We start from the raw sequence: 24,165 nt of genomic DNA, 5'->3' as shown, positions 1-24,165 counted from the left end.
TGTGTAGTCGGACAGTTGGTGCGTGCTCCGGCAGCCGTGGTGGTGTTGATTTGCGGCCGTGACGGTCTCGGTTGGTGCTTCGGTGGAGGCGGATGCTGACGCGGGGTTGAGGTCTGCGCTGGCTCGGGTGGTGGAGGCCAACGAGCGGTGGGAGCGGTTGGCCGGGCAGTTGCGGGAGGAGAACGCGGCGCTGCGGGTGGAGAACGAGCGGTTGCGGGAACGTGATGTGCGGCGTGAGGCCGAGTTGGAGCGGGTGTCGGCGGAGTTGGCGGTGTTGCAGCGGTTGGTGTTCGGGCGTTCGTCGGAGCGGGTTCGGCCGCAGCCGACGGCGGGCGACGGTGACGGCCAGGGTGGGTATGGCGGTGAGCCTGGCGAGCGTGAGCGGGAGAGGGCACCGCGGCGGGGGCCGGGAGGGCGGGCCGGTCGCAGGGATTACTCGCATCTGCCGCGGGTGGAGGTGGTGTGGGACTTCGCCGGGGGCGGGTACTGCTGCCCGGACTGTTCGTCGCGGTTCGAGGCGTTCGACGATCACGCCTTCGAGCAGGTCGATTGGCGGGTGACGGTGCGGGTGGTGGTGCACCGTCGGCGCCGGTACCGGCGGCGGTGCCGGTGTGCCGGGGCGAGGACGGTGACCGCGCCGGGCCCGCCGAAAGCGGTCGGCAAGGGCCGGTTCAGTAACGGGTTCATCGCGATGCTGCTGGTCGAACGGTTCGTGGCCGGGCGCTCCCAGAACTCCCTGATCGCCGGGCTGGCACGCCAGGGCGCCGAGGTCAGCTCCTCGACGTTGGTCGGGACCTGCGCGGCCGCCGGGACGTTGCTGGCGCCGTTGCAGGAGCGGATCGTCGCCCGGTCCCGTGATTCGTGGCATCCGCACGCCGACGAGACGTCGTGGCACGTGTTCACCCCCGATGGTGGTGACGGGCCGGCCCGCTGGTGGCTGTGGGTGTTCATCGGCGCGGACACCACCTGTTTCGTGATGGACCCGACCCGCGCCGGCGCTGTTCTGGCCCGCCACGCCGGGATCGACACCGCCACCGGACAGCTGACCCCGCACGCTGATGGTGGGCCACGGCGGCTGGTCGTCTCCAGCGACTTCTACACCGTCTACGCCTCGGCCGGGCGTAGGACCGACGGCCTGACCAACCTGTACTGCTGGGCCCATGTCCGCCGGTACTTCGTGCGCGCCGGGGACGCGAACCCGACCCAACTGGCGTATTGGACCCGACACTGGCTGGACCGGATCAAGGCCCTGTACCACGCCCACGACGAGCTGACCGACGCGTGGAACGCATCCACGGCCGCCGCAGGGACGGCGGCGACCCGGCTGGACGACGCGTACACCGCCTGGGACACCGCCCTGCAGGCGATCGACACCGCCCGGCAGGCCCAGATGGCCAGCCCCGGCCTGCAACAACCCGCGAAGAAGGCCCTGGCCACCCTGGACCGCGAGTGGGACGGCCTGACCGCGCACCGCGACTACCCGATGATCAGCCTGGACAACAACACGTCCGAGCGGGCACTGCGACGGCCCGTCATCACCCGCAAGAACGCCTACGGCTCCCGCACCGACGACGCCGCGCGCCTCGCCGCGACCGTCTGGACCGTCACCGCCACCGCCGAACAGGCCGGCCTCAACGTCCTGACCTACCTCACCGCCTACCTCGACGCCTGCGGTCGCAACGGCGGCAGACCCCTGACCGGCCCCGACCTCCAACGATTCCTGCCCTGGACCGCGTCCCCCGCCGACCTGCACACCTGGGCCCAGCCACCCCCGACCGGCTGACACCCACACCGACCACCGCGACGGCGACGCCACACCCGGCCACGCCGACCATCAGCATGCCCACAAACCGCGTCGCCCAACCCCACGAGACTTGGGACTACTTACGCCTCCGCAGCACGACCTGCAGAGACGAGCGCTTCGCTGCCCGCCATTGCCCAAGCAAGTCACCTTCGGTAGCTGCCGTACTGGCGGTCTGTGCCCTGACACGCAGGGCATGACCTTCACCGGAGCCGGCAGGCCGACGCCGGAGCAGGCACCACACAAAGTAGAATGCTCCTCGCCGATACAGCAAGAGATGAGGTCCGATTGTCTTGGCCGGAGCACTCGCACTCAGCTACGGCGACGCGGTCAAGATCCTGACCGGAGAGAGCGCCATGGTCCAGCAGCTCGACGCGGTACTGGGACTCGGACTGCTGGCAGCCGCGCCAATCGCGCCTGATGTGGTCTTGTCGTTGTTCGACGCCAAAGCTGAACTGGTGAAGACGCTCAACACTGTACTCGCCCGCGTCAAGGACAGACTGGACAACGGGCCGATCACCCAGCATGCGACCGTTCTCACCGCCGCGCACGCCGTCCTCGTCATGACCTCCTTCACCGAGGAGTTGGCCAGACGTCTGACGCAGATAGACGCTAAGGGAGGCTGGAGCAATGAGATCAAGACCTGGGCTGGTCAGCGGCAGCGGTCGGAGCACGCGCGAGGGAGTCGATCACGAAGGATTATCGACTGGTCACGGCAAATCACCATTGAGTCGCCCGGCCCGACTCGCTCCTTCGAAGACGTCTGCGACGAGGTACGGAACCTTTACCAGAGCCTTGCGGACCAGGCCAAGGCATACATCCAAGGGCTGGCCCGATGGGACGAGGTAAGCGAAACACGGCGCGAGGAGATTACCGCTGAACTGAGCAGGTTCCTTCCGCAGGCAGCATTGGATAGGTTTCGGGTCAATTATTTGAGACTAGCCGGCGATGTTCCAGCATTCCTCGCATGGATCCTCATCACTGATCTTACTGTCACCCGAAACCTCGTAAGACAGCAGCAAATGTTGTCATCCGAGGAAAGCTGCCGGCTCGCCAACAGGATCAACGAGCTAGCGTCCGCCACTCGGGAGCAGGAACATGCTTTAGGGCACCTCTCAAGCATTGTAGAGGCGATCGAACCGTCGCACCTTCGAGCCTCACAGACGCCAGATCGAATACTTGCGGCGCACAACCGACTTCAGACCATGGTGCTCAGCAAGCCGGTTCTACGGCCTGGTATCGCGGACGACCTTCCGGGTCTATCGTTCCCCACAACGGGGGAAGGCTACATCAACCCCCAGTTCCGGATCGCCGACGCCGGCACTCAATCCGCCAGCATCCTCTTCGCGCAGGAGAGCTGGTGGTCCGAGCAGCCTCTCCGCGGTGACCTCGCAGCCCACCTGGTCTCGTACCTTATGACGCCTCGGGCCACGGTGAAGCCCTTGCTCATCCTAGGCCACCCTGGTGCAGGCAAGTCGGTGCTCAGCCGAGTGATCGCAGCCCAGCTTCCAGCTACCAGATACGTCACCGTCAGAGTCGAGCTGCGCAGCGTCGACTCAAGCGCATCCATCGTGGAGCAGATCGACCGGTCGCTCCGGATCAACTCGAACGGCACTTACGGCTGGCGAGAGTTGAGCGACGAAACCGACAACCTAATACGAGTCGTCGTGCTGGACGGTCTAGACGAGCTCCTACAACTGTCCGGCCAGGATGGGCTCGGCCGGTACCTCGAACGAGTCGAGCGGTTCCAGGAGACCGAGGCCGAGCTGAGCCGGCCTACTGCGGTGATCGTGACGGCACGGACCCTGGTCATGGACCGCGTGTACGTGCCCGTCAACACTGTAGCGATCAATCTCGAGGCATTTGACGAAGAGCAACTTAATCAATGGCTCGGTATCTGGAATACCACCAATCAGCACTACTTCTCGATGCACGGACTACACTCTCTCACGGCGGATACCCTGCGTAGGCATCGCGACCTAGCAAGTCAGCCTCTTTTACTGCTGATGTTGGCACTGTATGACGCCGACGGCAACGCCCTGCGCCGAGAGCCGCACCTCACAAAGGTCGACCTCTACGAGAAGCTGTTACGCCGATTCGTCACCCGCGAACTAGCTAAGGACTCCCGCAACACCGAGCAAGCGGAGCGGTATGAGCAGATGAAGGAGGAGAGACTCACCGAGCTATCCGCCATCGCCGTCGGCATGCTCAACCGAGGTCGCAAGTTCATCTCCCGCGCCGAGGTCGAAGCTGATCTGGACCAACTCGACCTCCGTCGAGTGTCGGCCACAGCACCGAACTCCCAGGTACCAGCTGACGTCGTCGCCAGCCAGTTCTTCTTCCTCTATCGGTACGAAGTGCGTGCTGACGACGCGATAATCCGCCACGGGTACGAGTTCCTGCACGCCACATTCGGCGAGTTCTTCGTGGCCCGCGAGTTGGCGGCTGCACTGGCCCGGATCGCGACGGCGACACGCCTACCGATGGCGTGGGGCGCTGGCGCACTAGCGGATACTGTCGCCACCCATCTGCGTCCTTACCTGGCCTTCCGCCCGCTCGTCGGGGAACGTCAGATCGTCCTTTTTCTGATCGAGATGGTCGAACGCAGCAATCTCGACCGTGCTGCGGTCACCGAGGCACTCTCAGCGACACTGCGCACCGCTTACCGTGACGGCCTACCAAACAGTATCTACCGTCCCCGCAACTTGGGAGCCATTGCCACGGCAGCCGTCTGGAGTCTGAATCTGGTTCTGATGATGTGCACGGTCAGCCGTGGTGAGGCACTACTCGGCGAGACCGCGCTAGGCAACAGCCCAACTCGGGCCTGGTCCCAACTGACGGCGCTCTGGAAGTCGCAGCTCGACCCCGACGACTGGGACACAACAATCCAATCTCTCGAGGCTCGAGTAGCGGAGTCGGGGGTTTCCATCCGTCACGTCGCCAACGACGCTCCAAGGAACGCGCGAGCCGCCGACCGGGAGATTTTCCGGCTGCGTGCCGAGGCGCGACTATCGGGCAACGTGCCGCTCAGGTCGGCAGCGTTGGTGTGGGATGCGGTCCGGCCAACCGGCGGTTGCCTTGGCGACCCGCCGTTCCAGAGCGACGTAGGGCAGATGACCCTCGCTCGTGCTATCGCAATCGCACTCGGCGGTGATGAGGCCGCCGATGCCCCGTTCTCAGAGATCATCGACGGCCTGGTCAACGAGTTGGACATTAGATGGTACCGGCCGTTGACTGCTGCCGGAACGGCGGCCTGGACCGATGCCGTGTTGATTGCAGTGCTGGAACATACCATCGCGCTAGCCAGCCCTGGCGACCAGAGCCCAGAAGGACTCAGCACCAGGCTGGTTGCGTCGCTACTTCGTGAGCTGATCGGGCGGGGCTATCCCGACCTCGCCGAACGCCTTTTGCGCAGTGTCCACTCACTACAGGCAGGCCATCACGACGTTGTCGACTTGGCGATGCTCGCCGAGATCAGCCGCGCATACCGGATGCCGCATCTGCGTCTGGCCATACTTGGAGCAATACCAAGCGACTGGGGCCACAACGAGCTGACGATGCTCATAAACAGCGAGACGGCGCAATGGCTAATCGCCGCACTCTTGGAGACACTTCCTAATGATTTTCTAGCCAAGCATGGAGCTGCAGCGACACGAGAGGCACTCTCGGTTGAATCTGCCGGGCGACTCTGGCGCAGTTATGCCTCTCCCCCCGAGAGTCAGGATAACCCTAACTAGCATTCTGCCGATATGCGAAGAAGTAAACGCAAGAGCCGAAAACACCCAAGGGTGCCTGACCTGGGCTGACCGGGGACAACTCTGATCGCCTGCGGCGGTGCGCATCTAGCATCGGGTGGCGGGCACACGAGGGCGGCTAGGCGTTGGCCTGTACCCACCAGCCACTTATGACCTTGGTGTGGTTCCGCAAGGGCGAGGAAAAGAACTATTTAGGCGGCCATCATATCGCTACGGTTAGCTTTTTGCCTCGGGTAAGAGCCACGTACAGAGTGCGATCGACTTCGGCTGTCTCATCGAGTCCATTGCTCAACCTTACCGCATCCGATTGCGTAATCCGCATGCCCACTTGCGGCCATTCTCGACCTTTTGCCTGATGGACGGTTAGACCAGGAACGAGTCGCCGATTCGTGTTATCCATCAGGTGAGCGCCGATCGCGACCAGCCTGGCGGTGTGCGCACTGTGTCGGCGGGGAAATCGTCGCGACGATTCCTTCCCTATCGCCGCCACCAGGTCTTCCCAGCACTGGTCGACGACGGACTTCTCGTCTACCCTCGAGCCTGCCAGCTTGCGTAGAGATCGAAGAATATCGGCCAATAGTGGCTCGAGCCGGACCAGAGCGTCGACGTCCACAATGCCGAGTTGCGTCAGTGCCTCGTCGCGGAACACGGCTGCGGTGTCGAAGGTACTCACGGTAAGTTGATTGACCAGCAGCAGGGCAGCGGCCGCTGGGACGCTGTCCGGCGTGCCGAACGACAAAGGCAATACATCACCACCTATTTCCCAGAGTTCCTTCCAGGTGCTGGCCAAGACGACGTCGACCGGCTGCCCATCACGTCGAGGAAGGACCACTGGGTTTTTTGAACGCAGCTTCCGGGCCAGAGTCTGGCTCTGTTCGCTGGTAAAACGGAACGACTGAGTGAGAGGATAAGTAACGAATCCACACTGACTCGCCAACTGGGGCACGAGGTGCGGGCCCGCTCCCCGGAATCGATACAGCGCCTGCCAAGGATCACCGATGATGGTAACGGCAACGCCCCGCTGGGCGGCGGACCTGACCAAGTTGAGATCGAGCGGGTTAGCGTCAAAGACCTCGTCGACGATCAACATACGAACCGACTCAGCGATTCGGTCTGCCAGTAGCTTGCGCAGTTGCGAATCACGGATCGCCGCGTCTAGTACCGAACGCACGTCGTCGTGAGTACACGTTCCCGCGCGAATGGCTGCGTCGAACTGAGCACGGTCAACCCGGCTCCTCCGATGCGAGGCGAACCGGACGGTCGGGGTCACTGTCCGTCCATCGAGCTTCAAGTACGGCTCATAGGTGGTCCAGTTGTGGTCAGCATGTAGCTTCCATGTGTCCATCACCTCAAGGTCGACACGGCCGCCTGGCCAGCTGATATGACCGGCGCGCAGCAAGAAGGTCAGCAGTTCCCAGAGCATCGTGTCGATGGTGATGACCCGATGCGGCGAGGTGAGCGCCGAACGCCCCCAAGCCTGGATGATGCGTTGTCTGAGTTCGCGGGTCGCGGCGCGAGTGAAACTGAGCGCTACGACAGCACGTTCGTCGCTGACGTTGGTGAAGCGCAGCAGCCCGAATCGTTGCGCCGCCACGGTCGTCTTGCCGGAACCGGGTGCCGCTTCGATGAACACACACGGTTCGTCGGCTGTGGCTGCCAAAAGCTGTTCCTGAGTCAGCCGAGTTCGTGCCCGAGCGGTGCGGGACGCTTCGGCAGGAGCGGGGCCTTCGGGGTGGTCCCCTGCTGACAGAACTCGGCTCAAAACGGCAACTTGGGTTCGGGCGAGGGGATCGAGCCGGGCTCGGTGAGGAAATCGAACATCTGGACCATGTGCTCAGGAACGTGCACCGACGCAGGGTCGGCGTCGATGCGTTCCTCCAACAGCCCGGCTAGAGCGAGGGCAAACTCGCCTTTGCGTTTGGCTGCGGGACCGGATGGTGTGAGAATGCCGCCGCGCCGGCTGGCGCTCCGGAATAGTTCGGTGATACTAGCCTGGGAGACCTCGGCGGGTACCTCCACACCGACCTCGGCCAAGGCAGCCGTGACGAGGGTTTCGTTGCCCTCTGTCAGCGAAGGCTCCAGCGTGGGATGGCTGGTGAAGTACCGCACCGTCTCGGCGGCGTAGTCCGCCATCCACCTCGGGGGTACAGGGTCGGCTTCGATAACGACATCGCTGTCGCCGAGGATGGCGACTTTGTCAGCCAGCTCAAAGCCACGGGTGGCGAGCAACTGCACCGGCCATGGGCCTACCTTCCAGCCCATAACGACTACCGTCATGGCGTCAACGAACGCCGTCTTATCCGGATCAGCGCCGGCCCACGCGCGAGCGAACTGGCGGAGTACGGCTGCGTCGGTGACCCCTTCGACGAGGATCAGGCGTTGTGCGAAGAGCGCAGATGATCGAGTCGCGTCCATGTGCAGTCTAGCTTTGCGGAGCACCGCTTCTCGGTCTGGGATCGGCAGTAGCGCGACCGGGCGAGCGACGTGGGCGTCGTCGTGAGTACGGCGCAGGACCACAACTTCTTCCGGCCGGCAGGTGGTGATCACGTCAGGGGCATGGCTCGACAAGACAACTTGAAGCTCTGGTCGACGTCGCACTACGGACCGTAAGTACCGAACCAGGCCATGCTGCAGTTGGGGGTGCAGATGCGCTTCTGGCTCCTCAATGACCACGGTGGCGTGGAATGCGTTCGCCGGAAAAAGGAGTCCTCCTCGGAGTCACGTTCGGCGCGGGCCTGAGCCAAGAGGTCCTCTGGAGTTTGTTTCGGATCGCCGCTACTGGAGATATCAGAGACGCCGATGTCCCCGGTTGGGACCTGCGCGTTGCTGCCGGCCAGGTCCTGCGGCTGGCTCGGGGCGTCTACGTCCGGAACGGCGGCTGGCTGCTGGACTTCCTCGACGTCGTCGCCGTGTTCCAGGTCGGGAATCGCAGCGAGAGTGACAGCGATGTGCAATAGATTGACATAGCCGAGTCCTGAGACTTCGAGGTTGCGGGCTTGTGCCCGATCTTGTACCGCAGCAATCATCAATTCCAGAACGCGGGCGAGGTATTGGTCGTCGATGGCTTGGCCACGGATGAACGGCCACTGGGGTGAGACGCCCGCCGTGAGCGCGGACAGGTGGGCCGTGACGCGCTGCTCGAGTAGTTGAAGTACCCCGTCGCGGGCGAGCGAGTCCAGAAGGCCGGCGGCCTTGCTGCGCAAGTGAGTTAGGTTCCGCGAACCAGTCAGCCGCTGCTGCTGGGCGCGAAGCAGTTCCACGAGAATACGAGCTTCGCGCCGGGCGAGTTCATCGAGCGGGTTCCGCCAAGCTGGCAGATAGATGAAGCGAACTCGCTCGTTCAACTCGGCGTTCACCGACACCTGGGAGCCGACCCGGCCGAGATTGCGGGACAGCGTGTACGTCCACGCTCCTGCCGCTCCAGCGGCTTGTACACCGCTCTGAGCAAACATGTGGCGGCCCAGTGGCCCTTCCTGGCTGGGATCCAAGGCGTATGCGTACTCGACGTCAATACTGCGGTCCCCCGTGCCGAGCGTCGCCGATGACGGCCGCGGAAGCCTCGGAAAGACGTGCCGGTGCGCCAGAGATAGGGCGTCGCAGATCGTTGTCTTGCCGACGTTGTTGGCCCCTACCAGGACCGTGAAGCGTCCAGGGAACACACATTCGATGTCGTGGTGGACGCTGGCCCGGAACCCACGAACGATCACTTTGCTTAGGTGCACAGGCCCCCCGTCTGGTGACGTCGTCAGGATCGCTCATAGTAGCGGCTGAGCACTAGATCACGCTCCCTCGTCCGCCGTCATGCCCGTACGCACCCCAGTTGACCCTGGTGGCTCAGCAAGAGTCGCTGTTTGACTACGGACAGCCGGTGGGGGAGCCGTGGTGTACCGAGCTGTGCACCAGGCACGTCGCGCTCGGGTGTAGACATGGCTGGCGTATAGCTCGGGGCAGGCCAGCGGGTCAGGGGAGGCGCCAGAGTTGGAAGGTGGGGCCGGCTGCGGGCAGGGTCAGGGTGCCGTCGGCGGCCGGGCGTAGCGGTGGTGCGCCGCCGTACAGGTTGACGAGCGCCGGAGCAGCAGCGGACGACGGGGCCACCAGACCGGTCAACCGCACCGGAGCACCCGACGCCCGCCGGGCCAACGCCAACACCGACCCGGACGGCGACTCCCGCAGATAGACCAGTGCGTCGTCATCGACGTACACCCAACGAAGGCCGCCATGCCGAAGCTCCGGCACCTCCCGACGCAACGCCACCAACGCCCGATACACCCCGAACGTCGCACCGTCCCACGAGCCCGGCCGATCCCACGGCATCGGCGTCCGCGAACCCTCCCCGTTCTCCCCCCGCAACCCCAACTCATCCCCGGCGAACACCATCGGCATCCCCGGCAACGTGAACTGCAACCCAGCCGCCACCTCCTGCCGCGCCGCGTCCCCCACCACCGTCCGGATCCGGGCCGAATCATGCGAACCGAGCAGCTGCAGCGTCCCTGGACTTCCCAGTCCGTTGTACGCGGTGACGCGACACCGCCGTACGACCTGAGCAGCGATCTTGAGAGATCCCCTTCCGCATCGTACGGATGTTCGACAAGATAGTCTTACGGGGAGGTGATTTGGTGGCGGACCGGAGTCCCATCGAGTGGACAGAGGCAACGTGGAATCCCACGACCGGGTGTGACCGCATCTCCCGGGGCTGCGATAACTGCTACGCCTTGGCGCTGTCCAAACGGCTGAAAGCTATGGGCTCGGCCAAGTATCAGACCGACGGCGATCCGCGAACATCTGGCCCCGGCTTTGGGGTTGCCGTTCACGAAGCCGCGTTGGATATTCCTCGACGCTGGCGGGATCCACGGATCGTGTTTGTGAACTCAATGTCTGACCTCTTCCACGCTCGTGTGCCATTGCCGTTCGTGCAGCGCGTGTTCGAGGTGATGCGTGACACGCCGCAGCACACCTACCAGCTCCTGACCAAGCGAGCTGCCAGGTTGGCGAAGGTGGCACCGCAGCTGGAGTGGTCCCCCAACGTGTGGATCGGGGTCAGTGTGGAGGACGCGACGGAGCTGTCGCGCGTTGACGACCTGCGGCGGGTTCCAGCTACCGTCCGATTCATCTCAGCAGAGCCCCTACTCGGCCCACTAACTGACCTGAATCTAGCCGGGATCGACTGGCTCATCGCCGGCGGCGAGTCCGGACTAAACCATCGGCCAGCGGACCCGCAGTGGGTTAGAGACCTCCGAGACCGGTGCAGTGCTGCGGGAACAGCCTTCTTCTTCAAGCAGTGGGGAGGACGCACCCCGAAGGCGGGCGGCCGAGAGCTAGACGGACGGGAGTACTCCGAAATGCCTCGTCTCGTCGCTGCAGCCGTACAGGCGCAGTGACAGCCTGGTGACTTCGTCCGGAGCTTGGCCTGCCGACAGGTTCCCTCGAAGGGGCAACGATGAGAAACTGGACTCTCACATCCGGTAGCCAGGAGGTGCGATGCCGGTCGATGGTGATGTGCCATGGGATTGTGCGCCCCACACGGGTGCGAAGCACGACATCTACCAGCGATATCTGGAGAGATGGTTCCCGATCTTGCTCGCTGGTGCCAACGCCTATCCGTCGGTCACCTACGCCGAAGGATTCTCCGGCCCTGGGGTCTATAAGGGCGGCGAGCCGGGCTCTCCGGTCATCGCGATGCGGGCGCTCGTCGCCAAGGTACCCAAGGCTAAGGGCGTCGCCCGCTTCGCGTTCATCGACGACGACCAACGCTGTGTTGACATGCTCCTGAAGACCCTCAAGAAGGAATTCCCCGAACGGCCACGCACCGACGCCGCCATGCCCGTGAAGGTCGTTCATGGCACCTGCGCCACACACCTAGAGGCTACCCTCGACGAGATGCGCGCCTGGGGACAGCCGATTTTCGCTAACCTCGACTCCTGGGGAAACGCTCCGGTGCCGTATCGCCTCCTGCGGCGTTTGGCCGGAAACGTCTCCAGTGAGGTTATTGTTACTCTTTATCCACAGCACTTCGTACGCTTCGTCAGTAAACACGGCGAAGCCAGCGACGCGGTATTCGGCGGCGACCCTACCTGGCGAACGGTGGTGGATCTGGCACCAGAAGCGAAGCGCCGGCACATCCTCACCTGCTACCGGCAAGCACTCCGTGCGGCAGGGTTTCCCTACCTTCTGGACTTCGAGCTGATCCCAAGAACGGGACAGCCGCTCTACCTAATCTTTGGCACCGGCCATCCCCTCGGCGTGCAGAAGATGAAGGACAGCCTCTGGGAGGTAGACCGCGCCCAGGGCGTCGGCTTCCGTGACCCCCGCGACGAGCAGGCTGAAACGCTGTTCGACGTAAACCAACCGGTACTCGGACCGCTGACCCGGCTGCTCACCCAACGGTTAAGGGGCAGTGGCCCGGTTCGTGTCGAGGACCTACGTGAGTTTGCGCTGTTGGAGACGGTGTACCGACCGGAGCACGTCATCAAGGCGCTAAAACCACTCATGGATCAAGGCGTCTTGAGCATTCAAGGTCGCGGAGCTCTCTGGCGCTCCTCGGTCGTCTCCCTGGTCGAGGCATCTTCCGTCTAGTCGTGCGGTGGACATAGCTAATCACTGGCGCAGCGTCCCCTGCCGCCCGGCATCAACGGGCAGGGGATGCTGTTCAAACACCGACTCGCCAAAATGCCGATAAGGTATCCAGCGATTGTGATCGTGCAACGATCTACCGGGCGAAACTCGACTACTCGCCTCGCGAGGTTTCCAAGTCTGTGCGAATCATCGAAGTGGCAGGATGATCGGGCCCCAGGATGCGTTCGCTGTCGGCCAACGTTTGTTCGTACAGAGTGACGGCCTCAGCGACTCGGCCCATCGCCCCATAAGCTCCAGCAAGGTTGCTCCGCGACGCCAAGGTATCGGGATGATCGGGCCCCAGGATGCGTTCGCTGTCGGCCAACGTTTGTTCGTACAGAGTGACGGCCTCAGCGACTCGGCCCATCGCCCGATAAGCCGCGGCAAGGTTGCTCCGCGACGCCAAGGTATCGGGATGATCCGACCCCAGGATGCGTTCGCTGTCGGCCAACGTTTGTTCGTACAGAGTGACGGCCTCATCAAGTCGACCCATCGCCCGATAAGCCGCAGCAAGGTTGCTCCGCGACACCAAAGCACCTGGGTGCTGCCATCCAAGGACACGAACTCTGTCGGCCAACGTTTGTTCGTACAGAGTGACGGCCTCATCAAGTCGACCCATCGCCCGATAAGCCGCAGCAAGGTTGCTCCGCGACGCCAAGGTATCGGGATGATCCGACCCCAGCGTGCGTTCGCTGTCGGCCAACGTTTGCTGGTACAGAGTGACGGCCTCATCAAGTCGACCCATCGCCCGATAAGCCGCAGCAAGGTTGCTCCGCGACGCCAAGGTATCGGGATGATCCGACCCCAGCGTGCGTTCGCTGTCGGCCAACGTTTGCTGGTACAGAGTGACGGCCTCATCAAGTCGACCCATCGCCCGATAAGCCGCAGCAAGGTTGCTCCGCGACGCCAAGGTATCGGGATGATCCGACCCCAGCGTGCGTTCGCTGTCGGCCAACGTTTGCTGGTACAGAGTGACGGCCTCATCAAGTCGACCCATCGCCCGATAAGCCGCAGCAAGGTTGCTCCGCGACGCCAAGGTATCGGGATGATCCGACCCCAGCGTGCGTTCGCTGTCGGCCAACGTTTGCTGGTACAGAGTGACGGCCTCATCAAGTCGACCCATCGCCCGATAAGCCGCAGCAAGGTTGCTCCGCGACGCCAAGGTATCGGGATGATCCGACCCCAGCGTGCGTTCGCTGTCGGCCAACGTTTGCTGGTACAGAGTGACGGCCTCATCAAGTCGACCCATCGCCCGATAAGCCGCAGCAAGGTTGCTCCGCGACGCCAAGGTATCGGGATGATCCGACCCCAGCGTGCGTTCGCTGTCGGCCAACGTTTGCTGGTACAGAGTGACGGCCTCATCAAGTCGACCCATCGCCCGATAAGCCGCAGCAAGGTTGCTCCGCGACGCCAAGGTATCGGGATGATCCGAGAGATGGCGGCGTGCCTTCAAAAGATGATAATCAAGCAAGTCGAATAGCTCACCCAGCTCTACAGAGTCAACATAACCTGTCGGCGAGTGCGCGATCGTGTTTCGACTGTGGAGAAGTTTTCGTATCTCATCCTTTTCTTTCCGGGTTAACGCAACTTCTACCTCATAAAGCCCAAGTACCATACCAAGGCTGCGCCGCGAATCGGTTGGCATGCCGGCCCTCTCGGCAACTCGCCGAATCAAACGTTCAAACTCTCGCCAGCGCGCCAGGAAAGTCGCCTCGTTCAGCGCCCCCTCAGCACTCTTGGTGGCTCTCTTCGCTGCCAACGCCGAGCTCCTTGCAAGGACTCCAGATAGCGAAGCCGCCGCGAAGGAAACGAGAGCGAGCGCGAATCCGAGCGAAAATGCCCACCGGTCGGCGTCTTCCAACATTTTGTCGGTAACCAGATTTGCGAAAAGCCCAAGGATAGCCGCTGTACCAGCCGCGGCAATGACGGTGACTAGAAGAAAGTAGGTGTGTCGACCGAATCTTTTCTCACGCAGATCCTCTATATCACGGTTCAACCTCAATCGAGCCGCGGCTTCCCGAAGATCGCTTGCTTGTATTTGTGATGACGCATCCTTATCTAGGGCAACTCGTCGCATTGCCATTTCAACCACCTTCTGGCGATACTCTTGAGCTAACCCTTCAAGTAAAAGCGTCGCATCTGCGCTCAAGTTTGCGCTTACTTCACGCTTAGGAGTCCGACTCTCACTCATCTCGTCCTCCCATGAACGCAATTACCGCAAGAGCCGCACAGACCGCGAAACCTATTGACCCCCACGGTCTTGTGATGTTATTGGTAAAAATCCCGCCGACATAAGCCAGGAAGAACAATGCTACGGTTGCGATCTTCGACTTTTTCGAAGATCGCCTCTTCACATAACCTTTGATCTTGAGAAAGTGTGCATCCCTTATCATGGCCGGCGTAATCATCGATGCACCTGGCGCTCGAAATGGATCTGCAGCGAGACGGCCCGCTTCCTCTACGACTTCTGTCGCGTGGTCTGCCAACACGGCATACAGTTCCTGGCGTGTTTGATCCGGAAGGCCGTCGCCTACTTTTTCGAAGACCTGCGGATCTCCAGAGCCCAGCTGCACAGCTGCAGTGTAGGCGCTCCAGTCACGAGGAGGACGCGCGACACAGGAGAGAGGAGGAGGCGGGAACGCCGGCAGCCGAAAATGCCAGACCACCCCACATTGTCCCAATTGTAAGTATGAGTCGCCGCGTAACGACAGCCAGCCGCTGCTAGACATCGGTTCCGAGCTATACGTCAGCCACGTAAGCCCTTGTCTGAGATGTTGGCGTGCAGCTCATGGTCGTGCCGAGGCAGGACGTGCCGTCAGGGGAGGCGCCAGAGTTGGAAGGTGGGGCCGGCTGCCGGCAGGGTCAGGGTGCCGTCGGTGGTCGGGCGTAGCGGGGGTGCGCCGCCGTACAGGTTGACCAGTGCCGGAGCAGCAGCGGACGGCGGGGCCACCAGACCGGTCAACCGCACCGGAGCACCCGACGCCCGCCGGGCCAACGCCAACACCGACCCGGACGGCGACTCCCGCAGGAAGACCAGGGCGTCGTCATCGACGTACACCCAACGAAGGCCGCCGTGCCGCAGCTCCGGCACCTCCCGACGCAACGCCACCAACGCCCGATACACCCCGAACGTCGCCCCGTCCCACAAGTCTGGCCGATCCCACGGCATCGGCGTACGCGAGCCTTCCCCGTTGTCGCCCCGCAACCCCAGCTCATCCCCGGCGAACACCATCGGCGTCCCCGGCAACGTGAACTGCAACCCGGCCGCCACCTCCTGCCGGGCCGCATCCCCCACCACCGTCCGGATCCGGGCCGAATCATGCGAGCCGAGCAGCTGCCACGAATGCACCAACGACCGCCACGACACCAACGCCCCGAACGCTCGCATCGTCGCCAACGCCGCCGGCCCCGACCGGGCCGGCACCCCACCCGGTACGCCGAGGAAGTCCGGCAACTCCAACGATGATGACCGCAGCCAGCTCCACACCGGCCGGGTGAACCCGGCATAGTTCATCGTCCCGTGCCAACCATCGGCGTCCAGGTCACGGGTGAAGTCGTGCGCGTGCTCGGCGACGATCAGCCCGTCCGGCCGAGTCTCGGCCACCGCCCGGCGCAGCAGCGCGGCCACCTCCAGGGTGAGCGCGTCGGCCCGGCGCCGGCCGGTCATGTTGGCCACGTCGATCCGCCAACCATCCAACCCGTACGGCGGCAGCAGCCACCGCCGCGCCACCGACGATGGCCCATCGACGAAGCGTCGCCGCAGCTCAGCGCTGCCCCAGTTGAGTTTCGGCAGCGACTTCACGCCCAGCCATGACTCGTAGTCGCCGTCGTCGCCGAAGTAGTACAGCTCCCGCTTCGCCGACGATACGTCCGACACGGCGGCGGTGAACCACGGGTGGGCGTCGCCGGTGTGGTTGCTGGTGATGTCGCCGAGCAGCCGCCACCCGCGAGCGTGCACCGCCGCCGACAGCCGCGCCAGGGCCTCGTCGCCGCCGAGCAGCGGGTCGACGTGGTCGAACGCGGCGGCGTCGTACCGGTGATTGGACCGGGCCGGGAAGATCGGCGTCAGGTAGACGGTGTTGACGCCGAGCCGCTCCAGGTGGTCGAGCCGCTCCCGGACGCCGTCCAGGTCACCGCCGTAGAACTGGTACGGCGTCTCCGGCCCGCGCCCGACGACCGGGGTGTCCCAGTCGCACCGAATCGCCCACTTCGGCAGCTCCCGCCCGTCAGCGGCACCCGACCGGGCGAACCGGTCCGGGAAGATCTGGTAGATCACCGCGTCGGCGGCCCAGGCCGGCGGCGCATCGTGGGTGACGAGCCGGAAGTCGGTGGCGTCCGGCACGTCGTGGTCGACCTCGCCGACCCCGGTCAACCAACGCCGCCCACCCCCGCCACCAGCAGCAGACCCGCCGGCAGCAGACCCGGCCGGACCAGCAGAGTCGCCGCCGGCCAGCAGGAAACGGTACGGCGTGACCGGGTTACCGGCCTCCACCTCGCCGCGCCACCACACGTCCCCGTTCGGATCGTGCCGGTCGACCACCGCCTCGGAGAAGCGCGGCTCACCGTCGATTATGGAGCGTACCCACAGCTTGTCGACCGGCCGCACACCCGCCGGCACCCGGACGAAGACCGACACCCGATCACCCAGGTTTACCCCGGCGGCGGCACCCGGCGCATACAACGACGATCCGTCATGGTGCGCCTCGAACAGCTGACCCACAAGCTAACCCTTCACAGACCCGGAGGTGAGACCGGAAACGATGTAGCGGCTGAGCAGCTGAAACACCAGCACCGTCGGGACCGCCGTCAGCAGCGTGCCGGCGGCGAAGATCCCGAAGTTGTTGTTCCGCTCCCCCGCCACCAGGCCGTACATGCCGACCGCCAGCGTCTTCGCCTCCGGGTTGGTCAGGAAGACGTTGGCGATCAGGAACTCGTTGATCGTGTTGATGAACGCCAGCAGCCCGGTGACCGCCAGGATCGGCGCCACCAGCGGCAGCATGATCCGGAAGAACACCTGGGCGTGCGACGCCCCGTCCATGGTGGCCGACTCGTCCAACTCCCTCGGCAGGGTGTCGAAGAAGCCTTTCATCAGCCAGGTGTTCACCCCGAGCGCGCCACCGAGGTAGAGCAGCATCAGCCCCCACGGGGTGTTGAACCCGATCGTCGGCCACAGGTCGGTGATCGTCGAGAAGATCAGGAAGATCGCCACGATCGCCAGGAACTGCGGGAACATCTGGATCAGCAGCAGCGACAGCAGCCCGACCCGCCGGCCCCGGAACCGCATCCGGGAGAAGGCGTACGCCGCCAGCGACGACAGGAACACCGACGCAAACGACGCCAGCCCGGCGATCAGCAGCGAGTTGCCGAACCAGCGGCCGAACGCCGTGTCGGCGAACAGCCGACGGAAGTTGTTGCCCGACGCCCCGGTCGGGAACAGATCGGTCGACGACAGGGTGCCCAGCGGGTTCACCGCCGCCGACAGCACGAACACGATCGGGAACAGCGAGAACGCCACGGCCAGCAGCGCCACCAGGTGCCGCCAGCCGACCCGGCTCAGCCAACGGGTGAACGAGCGCCGGTTCATCCGTACACCTCCTCTTGGGCCCGGGTGCGCCGGAAGCTGACCGCGGAGATCACCGCGACGAGCGTGAAAATGAAGATCGAGATGGCGGCGGCGAAGCCGTACTGCGCGCCGGCCGCGCCGAACGCCAACCGGTACGTGTAGGTGATCAGCAGGTCCGTCGCGCCGACACTCGGGTTGTCCGCCGGGAACGGCCCACCCTCCGTCGTCAGATAGATGGCGTTGAAGTTGTTGAAGTTGAATGCGAACGAGGCGATCAGCAGCGGCGTCAACGCCACCAGCAGCAGCGGCAACGTCACCCGGCGAAACGCCTGCCACGGGTTCGCGCCGTCGATCGAGCTGGCCTCGGTCAGCTCCTTCGGGATGGCCTGCAGCGCGCCGGTGGCGACCAGGAACATGTACGGGTACCCGAGCCACAGCTGTACGCCGATCACCGCCAGCCGGGCCGACCAGTCCTGCCCGAACCAGTCCACAGTCAACCCGAAGAACTGGTTGATCAGCCCGAAGTCGGTGTTGAACATGTCCCGCCAGACCAGCAGCATTGCGAACGACGGCATCGCGTACGGCAGGATCAGCAGCACCCGGTAGAGGTTGCGCCCGCGCACCCGGTCGGAGTGCAGCGCCAGGGCGCAGAGCAGCCCGAGGACGAAGGTGCCGCCGGTGGAGCCGATCGCGAAGGCGAAGTTCCAGACCAGGGTGCCGAGGAACGGCCCGGAGATGCTGCGGTCGGTCAGCACGCGGGTGAAGTTGTCCAGCCCGACGCCGACCCGCCAGCCCTGCAGCAGCCGGTCGCCGTCGACGGAGACGAACGAGCCGGCGTCGTCGTCGGCCGTCCACACCGTGCCCGTCACGGTGTCGGTGACACAGTCACAATCGTCGTCGTACGCCCGGACGGCGACCCCTTCGTACGCCCGGGACAGCCCGATGGAGCGGATCGCCCCGTCGTCGGTCGGCACCGCCAGGTCGGTGATCTCCTGGCTGCGGGCACTGGCCTGGCCGGCGTTGAGCAGCGTGTAGCCGTCGGCCGCCGTGACCTTGCCGGCGTCGGTGACGGTGACGTCGCCGGCCGGCAGCTCGGTCAGCCCATCCTCGTCACCGGCGTAGACGACCCCGTCGGCCGGGTCGACGACCAGCAGCACCAGGTCACCGGTGGCGGCGTCGCCGACCGTGGCGACGGTCATCGCGTACTCGATGGATCCTGGGACCTGGACCACCGACGTGGCCTGAATGGCCGCGATCGCCTCGGCTTTGCTGCCCCGGTGTCCGTCGCCGAAGTTGGTGAACGCGGTGGAGGCGGTGTAGAGCACCGGGAAGATCTGGAAGGCGATCAGGAACAGGGTGCCGGGGATCAGGTACTTCGCCGGCACGTGCCGTCGACCCAGGTAGAGGTAGCCGATGCCGGCGGTCGTGACGGCCAGGATGCCCAGCCCGACCCACGCCTCGGCGTCGATCAGCGGGAACGCCGCCCAGATCGCGATCGCCGCGACCAGGCCGAGCAGCAGCGCCTTGGCCAGCAGACCGCCGGCTCCGGTGTCGCGCATTACTTGATCTGTTCGGCGATCGTCTGACCGGCGGCGGTGATCGTGCTGGCCACGTCGGCACCGCCGACGATCGCGGCTTCCGCCTTGCCGAACGGGTCCCAGATGGCGGCCATCTCGGGGATCGCCGGCAGCACCGCGCCACCCTGCCCGGCCTGCTGGAACTTGGCCAGGTCCGGGTCGGCCCCGGCGACCTGGTCGAGGGCGGCGGTCAGCGCCGGCGGGCGCGGCTCGGCCTCGTAGAGCGCGACAGCCAGGTCGGTCTGGGTGGTGTAGTTGGCGACGAACTCCTGCGCGAGGGCCTTGTTCTTGCCCTTCGCGGCGACGTAGAAGGTCTGCACGCCGACGAACGGCTGCGCTTCGGCCCCACCGGCGAAGCCGGGGACCGGGCTGATGTCGTACGCGATGTCAGCGCCCTTGGCGTCGGTGATCGCCCACGGCCCGGAGACCAGGAAGGCGCACTTGCCGCTGGTGAAGGTGGCGATCGAGTTCTCCGGGGTGATGGAGCGCTTCAGGGCACCTTTGCCCTTCTCGCCCAGCGTGGCGATCTTCTCGAACGCGGCGATCGACTCGGCCGTGCCGACGCCGAGCTGCGCCGGGTCGTAGTCGCCTTCGGCGGTGGTGCCGAAGAGGCTGCCGCCGGCCGAGGTGTAGAGCGGGTAGAGGTGGTAGGCGTCGCCGTTCTGCCCGACCTGCAGGCAGAGGATCTCCGAGACCTTGCCGTCGGCCTTGAGCTGCTCGCCGGTGGCGACGAGGTCCTCGATGGTGGCGGGGGCGTCGGGGGCGAGCGCGGTGTTGCGGATCAGGGCGACGTTCTCCATCGCGTACGGGACGCCGTAGAGCTGGCCGTTGAAGGTGACCGCCTGGATGGCGACGTCGGCGAAGCCGGCGGTCTGGCCGGCGGTGAGCTGGACCGGCTCGATGGCGCCGTTCTGCACCAGGTTGCCGATCCAGTCGTGCGCGCCGACCATCACGTCCGGGCCGCTGCCCTGCTGTGACGCGGTGACGAAGGTGGTCTGCTGGTCCTTGGAGATCGCCTGGACCTCGACGGTGACGCCGTTGTCGGCGCCGAACTTCTCGGCGAACGGGGCGAGGGCGGCGCTGCGCTTGTCGTCGGCCCAGATGACCAGGGTGCCGCCGGCGGCGGCATCGGGGCTGTCGGTGGTGGCGGGTTCGCCGTCGCTGCTGCCGCAGCCGGCGGCGGCCAGCGCGAGCACGGCGGCCAGCCCGGCGGCCACCGACGTGGTACGGACGCGCATCGGGACTCCTGTCCTGGAAGTTATTGCAGTACGGTGCCGCGATCACGGCACTGGTTTCGTCGTGTGTTGCCGGGACGTTAGCAAGACGTTGCAGGCAATGGAAGAGCTTGCAGGGACCGTCGCAAGAACTTGCCGGTGCGCTACCGTGGAGGCCATGCGCGCACGACTGTCCGACATCGCCCGCCAGGCCGAAGTCAGCGAGGCCACGGTGTCCCGGGTGCTCAACGACCGCCCCGGGGTGGCAGCCGAAACCCGCCAGGCGGTGCTGACCGCGCTCGACGTCCTCGGCTACGAACGCCCCGCCCGGCTGCGCAAACGCAGCGCCGGCCTGGTCGGCCTCGTGGTGCCGGAGCTGGACAACCCGATCTTCCCGGCGTTCGCGCAGACCATCGAGTCCGCGCTGGCCCAGTCCGGCTACACGCCGGTGCTCTGCACCCAGACCCCCGGCGGCGTCACCGAGGACGAGTACGTGGAGATGCTGCTGGACCGCCAAGTCGCCGGCATCGTCTTCGTCTCCGGCCTGCACGCCGACACCGCCGCCGACCACGAGCGCTACCGCAAACTGATCGCCCGGCCGCTGCCGATCGTGCTGATCAACGGGTACGCCGAAGGCATCGAAGCCCCGTTTGTCTCCTGCGACGACCGGGAAGCCGGCGAGCTGGCCGTGGAACATCTCGTCTCCCTCGGCCACCGGCGGATCGGACTGATCACCGGGCCGGACCGGTTCCTGCCGGTGCAGCGCAAGCTGGCCGGGTTCCGGGCGGCGATGCGCCGGCTCGTCGGTGCCAGCGACGCCGAGATCGACGAGCTGACCGCACTGTCACTGTTTGGTGTGGAGGGTGGCAAGGCGGCGGCGAACCGGCTGCTGGACAAGGGTGTCACCGGGATCACCTGCGGCTCCGACCTGATGGCGCTTGGCGCGATCCGGGCCGCCCGCCAGCGTGGCCTGTCGGTGCCGGGTGACGTGTCGGTGGTCGGCTACGACGACTCGCCGCTGATGGCGTTCACCGATCCGCCGCTGACCACGCTGCGCCAGCCGGTGATCGCGATGGCGGTGGCGGCGGTCCGCGCCCTGGTCGACGAGATCAACGGGCACGCCGCCCCGAACTCGGAGTACGTGTTCCGCCCCGAGTTGGTCTCCCGGGGCTCCACCGGCATCGCCCCCCAGGTCACCCACCTCGCCGCCGCAGCGGCCGCGCCCGCCAGCTGAGAGCTTGCGCAAGGGTTGCTTGACTCTTGCAAGAACCGGCAGGCATGCTCGGAGCAGAGCCAGCAACGCACCGACAGGACGGGGAACCCGTGACGATCGATCCTGCCCAGGCCGCGCCCCGCACCGCCCGCGACGACTGGTGGCGCACCGCCGCCGTCTACCAGGTGTACGTGCGCAGCTTCGCCGACTCCGACGGCGACGGCATCGGTGACCTGCAGGGCATCCGCAGCCGCCTGCCGTACCTGCGCGACCTCGGCGTCGACGCGCTCTGGCTGACGCCGTTCTACCGCTCCCCGATGGTCGACGGCGGCTACGACGTCGCCGACTACCGCGAGGTCGACCCGATGTTCGGCGACCTCACCGACTTCGACGAGATGATCACCGACGCGCACGCGCTCGGCCTGCGGATCATCGTCGACATCGTGCCGAACCACACCTCCGACGTACACCCGTGGTTCGTCGCGGCGCTCGCCGCCGCGCCCGGGTCGGCGGAGCGGGACCGGTACATGTTCCGCGACGGCCGTGGCGACAATGGCGAAGAGCCGCCGAACGACTGGGAGTCGATCTTCGGCGGGCCGGCCTGGACCCGCCTGCCCGACGGCCAGTGGTACCTGCACCTGTTCGACCCGGCCCAGCCCGACCTCAACTGGCGCCACCCCGAGGTGCGCGCCGAGTTCGAGCAGATCCTGCGGTTCTGGCTGGACCGGGGCGTCGACGGGTTCCGCATCGACGTCGCCCACGGGATGATCAAGGCCGACGGGCTGCCGGACATCGGCTGGACCTCGGCCACCACCGGACGCCGGCAGATCGAACTGCTCGGCAAGGGCCGGCTGCCCTACTTCGACCAGGACGAGGTGCACGACATCTACCGCGCCTGGCGACCGGTCCTGGACAGCTACCCCGGCGGGCGGATGGCGATCGCCGAAGCGTGGGCGGAGACCCCGCAGCGGCTCGCCCGCTACATCGGCCCGGACGAGCTGCACCAGGCGTTCAACTTCGACTTCCTCGACGCCACCTGGTCGGCCGACTCGTTCCACAAGGTGATCGACACCGCGCTCGCCGAAGCGGCGATCGTCGGCGCGCCGACCACCTGGGTGCTGTCCAACCACGACAAGCAGCGGCACGTCACCCGGTACGGCGACGGCGAGGTCGGGCTGCGCCGGGCCCGCGCCGCCGCGCTGCTGATGTTCGCCCTGCCCGGCAGCACCTACCTCTACCAGGGTGAGGAGCTGGGCCTGCCGGAGGTCCTGGACCTGCCCGACCATCTGCGGCAGGACCCGGCGTTCGGCCGCACCGGGGCCAGCCGCGACGGCTGCCGGGTGCCGCTGCCGTGGAGCGGCGACACCCCGCCGTACGGCTTCGGGCCGGCCGGCTCGGTCGAATCCTGGCTGCCGGCCCCGGCCGACTGGGCGCCGCTGACCGCACAGGCCCAGACCGGCGACGGGTCCTCGACGTTGGAGCTGTACCGGCGGGCCCTCGCCATCCGGGCCGAGCACCCGGCGCTGCGCGACGCCCCGGCCGGCGACGGCACCGGGCTGTCCTGGTTGGAGGCCGGGCCGGGCGTGCTGGCGTTCCGACGCGGTGACGACGGCGGGACCGACACGGACGGCGGCGCGCACGCGCTGATCTGCGTGGTCAACCTCAGTGGTGCGCCGGTGCCGGTCGACGGGTACGGCGTACCGCTGATCACCAGCGCGCCGTTGGACGGACCGCCCCGTGGCCGGCTGCTGCCGGTCGACGCCGCCGCCTGGTTCCGGCCGGCCTGACGCCCGTTTCGCCGCGGCCGGCTGGCAGGGTGCGGCCAGGTTTACGACGGCCCGGCGCCGGGTACGGCTCGGAGCAGGAAACACCGGTCGTTCGTCGAGCCGGAAGCGCCGCCGGGCGGCTGGGCAAGGACCCCTTGTGGTGGGGGGCGAAGGTGGTGACGGTGCCCCGGGACCAGGGTTGGTCCCGGGGCACCACCACTGATGGTCAGCTCCCGGCGGTCAGCATGTTGGCGATGCGGGCCATGCCGGCGCGCACCTCGTCCGGTGACGGCGGCGGCGACGGCTCGACGTGCCGCTCCTGCGGTTCGGCGTCGTTGCCGCCGACCAGGTCCTCGAAGTCGTCGTACTCGGCGACGTCCTCGTCGGCGGAGGCCTGAGCGGCGGCCAGCTCGCCGCGGATCTCCTCGACGGTGACCAGGGTCAGCAGCGGTTCGACCACCGCCATCAGCTCCTCGTCGGCGACCACCGTCTCGGCCAGGGCCAGCGCGTGCGCCCGTTCGTACGGCCCGCACACCACCGGTTCCCACTCGCCGTCCTGGTCGCCGAGCGGCCCGAAGGTGACGATCCACGGCATCGTGTGTGCCGGTGAGTCGTCCGGCAGCTCAAGCGTGACTAGTGCCCCCACCTGACCGATCATCGTCGT

General features: G+C 65.8%; 17 protein-coding genes. 6 read left to right on the top strand and 11 right to left on the bottom strand.

The genetic code is table 11. The features are described from left to right. Nucleotides 1-127 precede the first annotated feature (127 nt). A complete protein-coding gene (gene tnpC, locus O7610_RS27020) occupies nucleotides 128-1,783 on the top strand; it encodes an IS66 family transposase (protein ID WP_289212139.1) in 1,656 nt (551 codons plus the stop codon). A 311-nt stretch (nucleotides 1,784-2,094) separates the two neighbouring features. After that, entirely contained in the window at nucleotides 2,095-5,538 is a 3,444-nt protein-coding gene (locus O7610_RS27015) for an NACHT domain-containing protein (RefSeq protein ID WP_289212138.1), read from the top strand. A 220-nt stretch (nucleotides 5,539-5,758) separates the two neighbouring features. On the opposite strand, the gene O7610_RS27010 is transcribed toward O7610_RS27015, so the two are convergent. From O7610_RS27010 to O7610_RS26995, 4 genes are all read right to left on the bottom strand, one after another. Continuing rightward, on the bottom strand, nucleotides 5,759-7,318 hold the full coding sequence (locus tag O7610_RS27010; protein ID WP_289212137.1) for a UvrD-helicase domain-containing protein: 1,560 nt from the start codon (nucleotides 7,316-7,318) through the stop codon (nucleotides 5,759-5,761). Then, nucleotides 7,315-8,229: an ATP-dependent nuclease gene (locus O7610_RS27005; RefSeq protein ID WP_353850302.1), complete on the bottom strand. Its 915-nt coding sequence runs from the start codon at nucleotides 8,227-8,229 to the stop codon at nucleotides 7,315-7,317. The genes O7610_RS27010 and O7610_RS27005 overlap by 4 nt, the downstream gene beginning before the upstream one ends. Next, nucleotides 8,154-9,263, bottom strand: a complete 1,110-nt coding sequence (locus O7610_RS27000) for an ATP-binding protein (RefSeq protein ID WP_289212135.1) — start codon at nucleotides 9,261-9,263, stop codon at nucleotides 8,154-8,156. The genes O7610_RS27005 and O7610_RS27000 overlap by 76 nt, the downstream gene beginning before the upstream one ends. A gap of 253 nt (nucleotides 9,264-9,516) precedes the next feature. Continuing rightward, nucleotides 9,517-10,209 carry an alpha-amylase family glycosyl hydrolase gene (locus tag O7610_RS26995; RefSeq protein WP_289212134.1) on the bottom strand — a complete coding sequence of 231 codons (693 nt, stop codon included), beginning with the start codon at nucleotides 10,207-10,209 and terminating at the stop codon, nucleotides 9,517-9,519. Here O7610_RS26995 and O7610_RS26990 point away from each other — a divergent pair. Together O7610_RS26990 and O7610_RS26985 are read left to right on the top strand one after the other, a co-directional pair. After that, nucleotides 10,137-10,934, top strand: a complete 798-nt coding sequence (locus tag O7610_RS26990) for a DUF5131 family protein (protein ID WP_289212133.1) — start codon at nucleotides 10,137-10,139, stop codon at nucleotides 10,932-10,934. The two genes, O7610_RS26995 and O7610_RS26990, sit on opposite strands and share 73 nt — an antisense overlap. Nucleotides 10,935-11,034: 100 nt before the next feature. Next, nucleotides 11,035-12,129: a three-Cys-motif partner protein TcmP gene (locus O7610_RS26985; RefSeq protein WP_289212132.1), complete on the top strand. Its 1,095-nt coding sequence runs from the start codon at nucleotides 11,035-11,037 to the stop codon at nucleotides 12,127-12,129. Between the two features lie 151 nt (nucleotides 12,130-12,280). Here O7610_RS26985 and O7610_RS26980 read toward each other — a convergent pair whose 3' ends face one another. The 6 genes from O7610_RS26980 to O7610_RS26955 all read right to left on the bottom strand — a co-directional run bounded on the left by O7610_RS26980 (nucleotide 12,281) and on the right by O7610_RS26955 (nucleotide 20,546). Further along, complete coding sequence (locus O7610_RS26980) at nucleotides 12,281-14,317, bottom strand: tetratricopeptide repeat protein (protein WP_289212131.1); 2,037 nt, start codon at nucleotides 14,315-14,317, stop codon at nucleotides 12,281-12,283. A 34-nt stretch (nucleotides 14,318-14,351) separates the two neighbouring features. After that, nucleotides 14,352-14,741, bottom strand: coding sequence for a hypothetical protein (locus tag O7610_RS26975; RefSeq protein WP_289212130.1), 390 nt, complete (start codon nucleotides 14,739-14,741; stop codon nucleotides 14,352-14,354). 242 nt (nucleotides 14,742-14,983) lie between these two features. Beyond that, nucleotides 14,984-16,888 (bottom strand): glycoside hydrolase family 13 protein, encoded by a 1,905-nt coding sequence (locus O7610_RS26970; protein ID WP_502959060.1) that lies wholly within the window; start codon nucleotides 16,886-16,888, stop codon nucleotides 14,984-14,986. A 3-nt stretch (nucleotides 16,889-16,891) separates the two neighbouring features. Beyond that, entirely contained in the window at nucleotides 16,892-17,752 is an 861-nt protein-coding gene (locus O7610_RS26965) for a sugar ABC transporter permease (protein WP_289212129.1), read from the bottom strand. Further along, nucleotides 17,749-19,290: an ABC transporter permease subunit gene (locus O7610_RS26960; RefSeq protein ID WP_289212128.1), complete on the bottom strand. Its 1,542-nt coding sequence runs from the start codon at nucleotides 19,288-19,290 to the stop codon at nucleotides 17,749-17,751. The genes O7610_RS26965 and O7610_RS26960 overlap by 4 nt, the downstream gene beginning before the upstream one ends. Then, entirely contained in the window at nucleotides 19,290-20,546 is a 1,257-nt protein-coding gene (locus O7610_RS26955) for a sugar ABC transporter substrate-binding protein (RefSeq protein WP_289212127.1), read from the bottom strand. Before O7610_RS26955 ends, O7610_RS26960 begins: the two co-directional genes overlap by 1 nt. A 154-nt stretch (nucleotides 20,547-20,700) precedes the next feature. On the opposite strand from O7610_RS26955, the gene O7610_RS26950 reads away from it, so the two are divergent. Then, nucleotides 20,701-21,756, top strand: coding sequence for a LacI family DNA-binding transcriptional regulator (locus tag O7610_RS26950; RefSeq protein ID WP_289212126.1), 1,056 nt, complete (start codon nucleotides 20,701-20,703; stop codon nucleotides 21,754-21,756). A gap of 95 nt (nucleotides 21,757-21,851) precedes the next feature. Further along, nucleotides 21,852-23,522 carry a glycoside hydrolase family 13 protein gene (locus tag O7610_RS26945; protein WP_289213700.1) on the top strand — a complete coding sequence of 557 codons (1,671 nt, stop codon included), beginning with the start codon at nucleotides 21,852-21,854 and terminating at the stop codon, nucleotides 23,520-23,522. 205 nt (nucleotides 23,523-23,727) lie between these two features. Here O7610_RS26945 and O7610_RS26940 read toward each other — a convergent pair whose 3' ends face one another. Next, nucleotides 23,728-24,147 carry a hypothetical protein gene (locus O7610_RS26940; RefSeq protein ID WP_282234800.1) on the bottom strand — a complete coding sequence of 140 codons (420 nt, stop codon included), beginning with the start codon at nucleotides 24,145-24,147 and terminating at the stop codon, nucleotides 23,728-23,730. Nucleotides 24,148-24,165 lie beyond the last annotated feature (18 nt).

Origin of the sequence: Solwaraspora sp. WMMA2065, assembly GCF_030345075.1 — a bacterium.
Classification (GTDB): Bacteria; Actinomycetota; Actinomycetes; order Mycobacteriales; family Micromonosporaceae; genus Micromonospora_E.
This window is presented reverse-complemented; position numbering and strand designations above follow the sequence as displayed.

Coding starts and splice junctions, on each gene's coding strand:
- O7610_RS26990 (WP_289212133.1), top strand. CDS start 10,137: ATGTTCGACAAGATAGTCTTACGGGGAGGTGATTTGGTGGCGGACCGG.
- O7610_RS26985 (WP_289212132.1), top strand. CDS start 11,035: ATGCCGGTCGATGGTGATGTGCCATGGGATTGTGCGCCCCACACGGGT.
- O7610_RS26965 (WP_289212129.1), bottom strand. CDS start 17,752: ATGAACCGGCGCTCGTTCACCCGTTGGCTGAGCCGGGTCGGCTGGCGG.
- O7610_RS26960 (WP_289212128.1), bottom strand. CDS start 19,290: ATGCGCGACACCGGAGCCGGCGGTCTGCTGGCCAAGGCGCTGCTGCTC.
- O7610_RS26955 (WP_289212127.1), bottom strand. CDS start 20,546: ATGCGCGTCCGTACCACGTCGGTGGCCGCCGGGCTGGCCGCCGTGCTC.
- O7610_RS26950 (WP_289212126.1), top strand. CDS start 20,701: ATGCGCGCACGACTGTCCGACATCGCCCGCCAGGCCGAAGTCAGCGAG.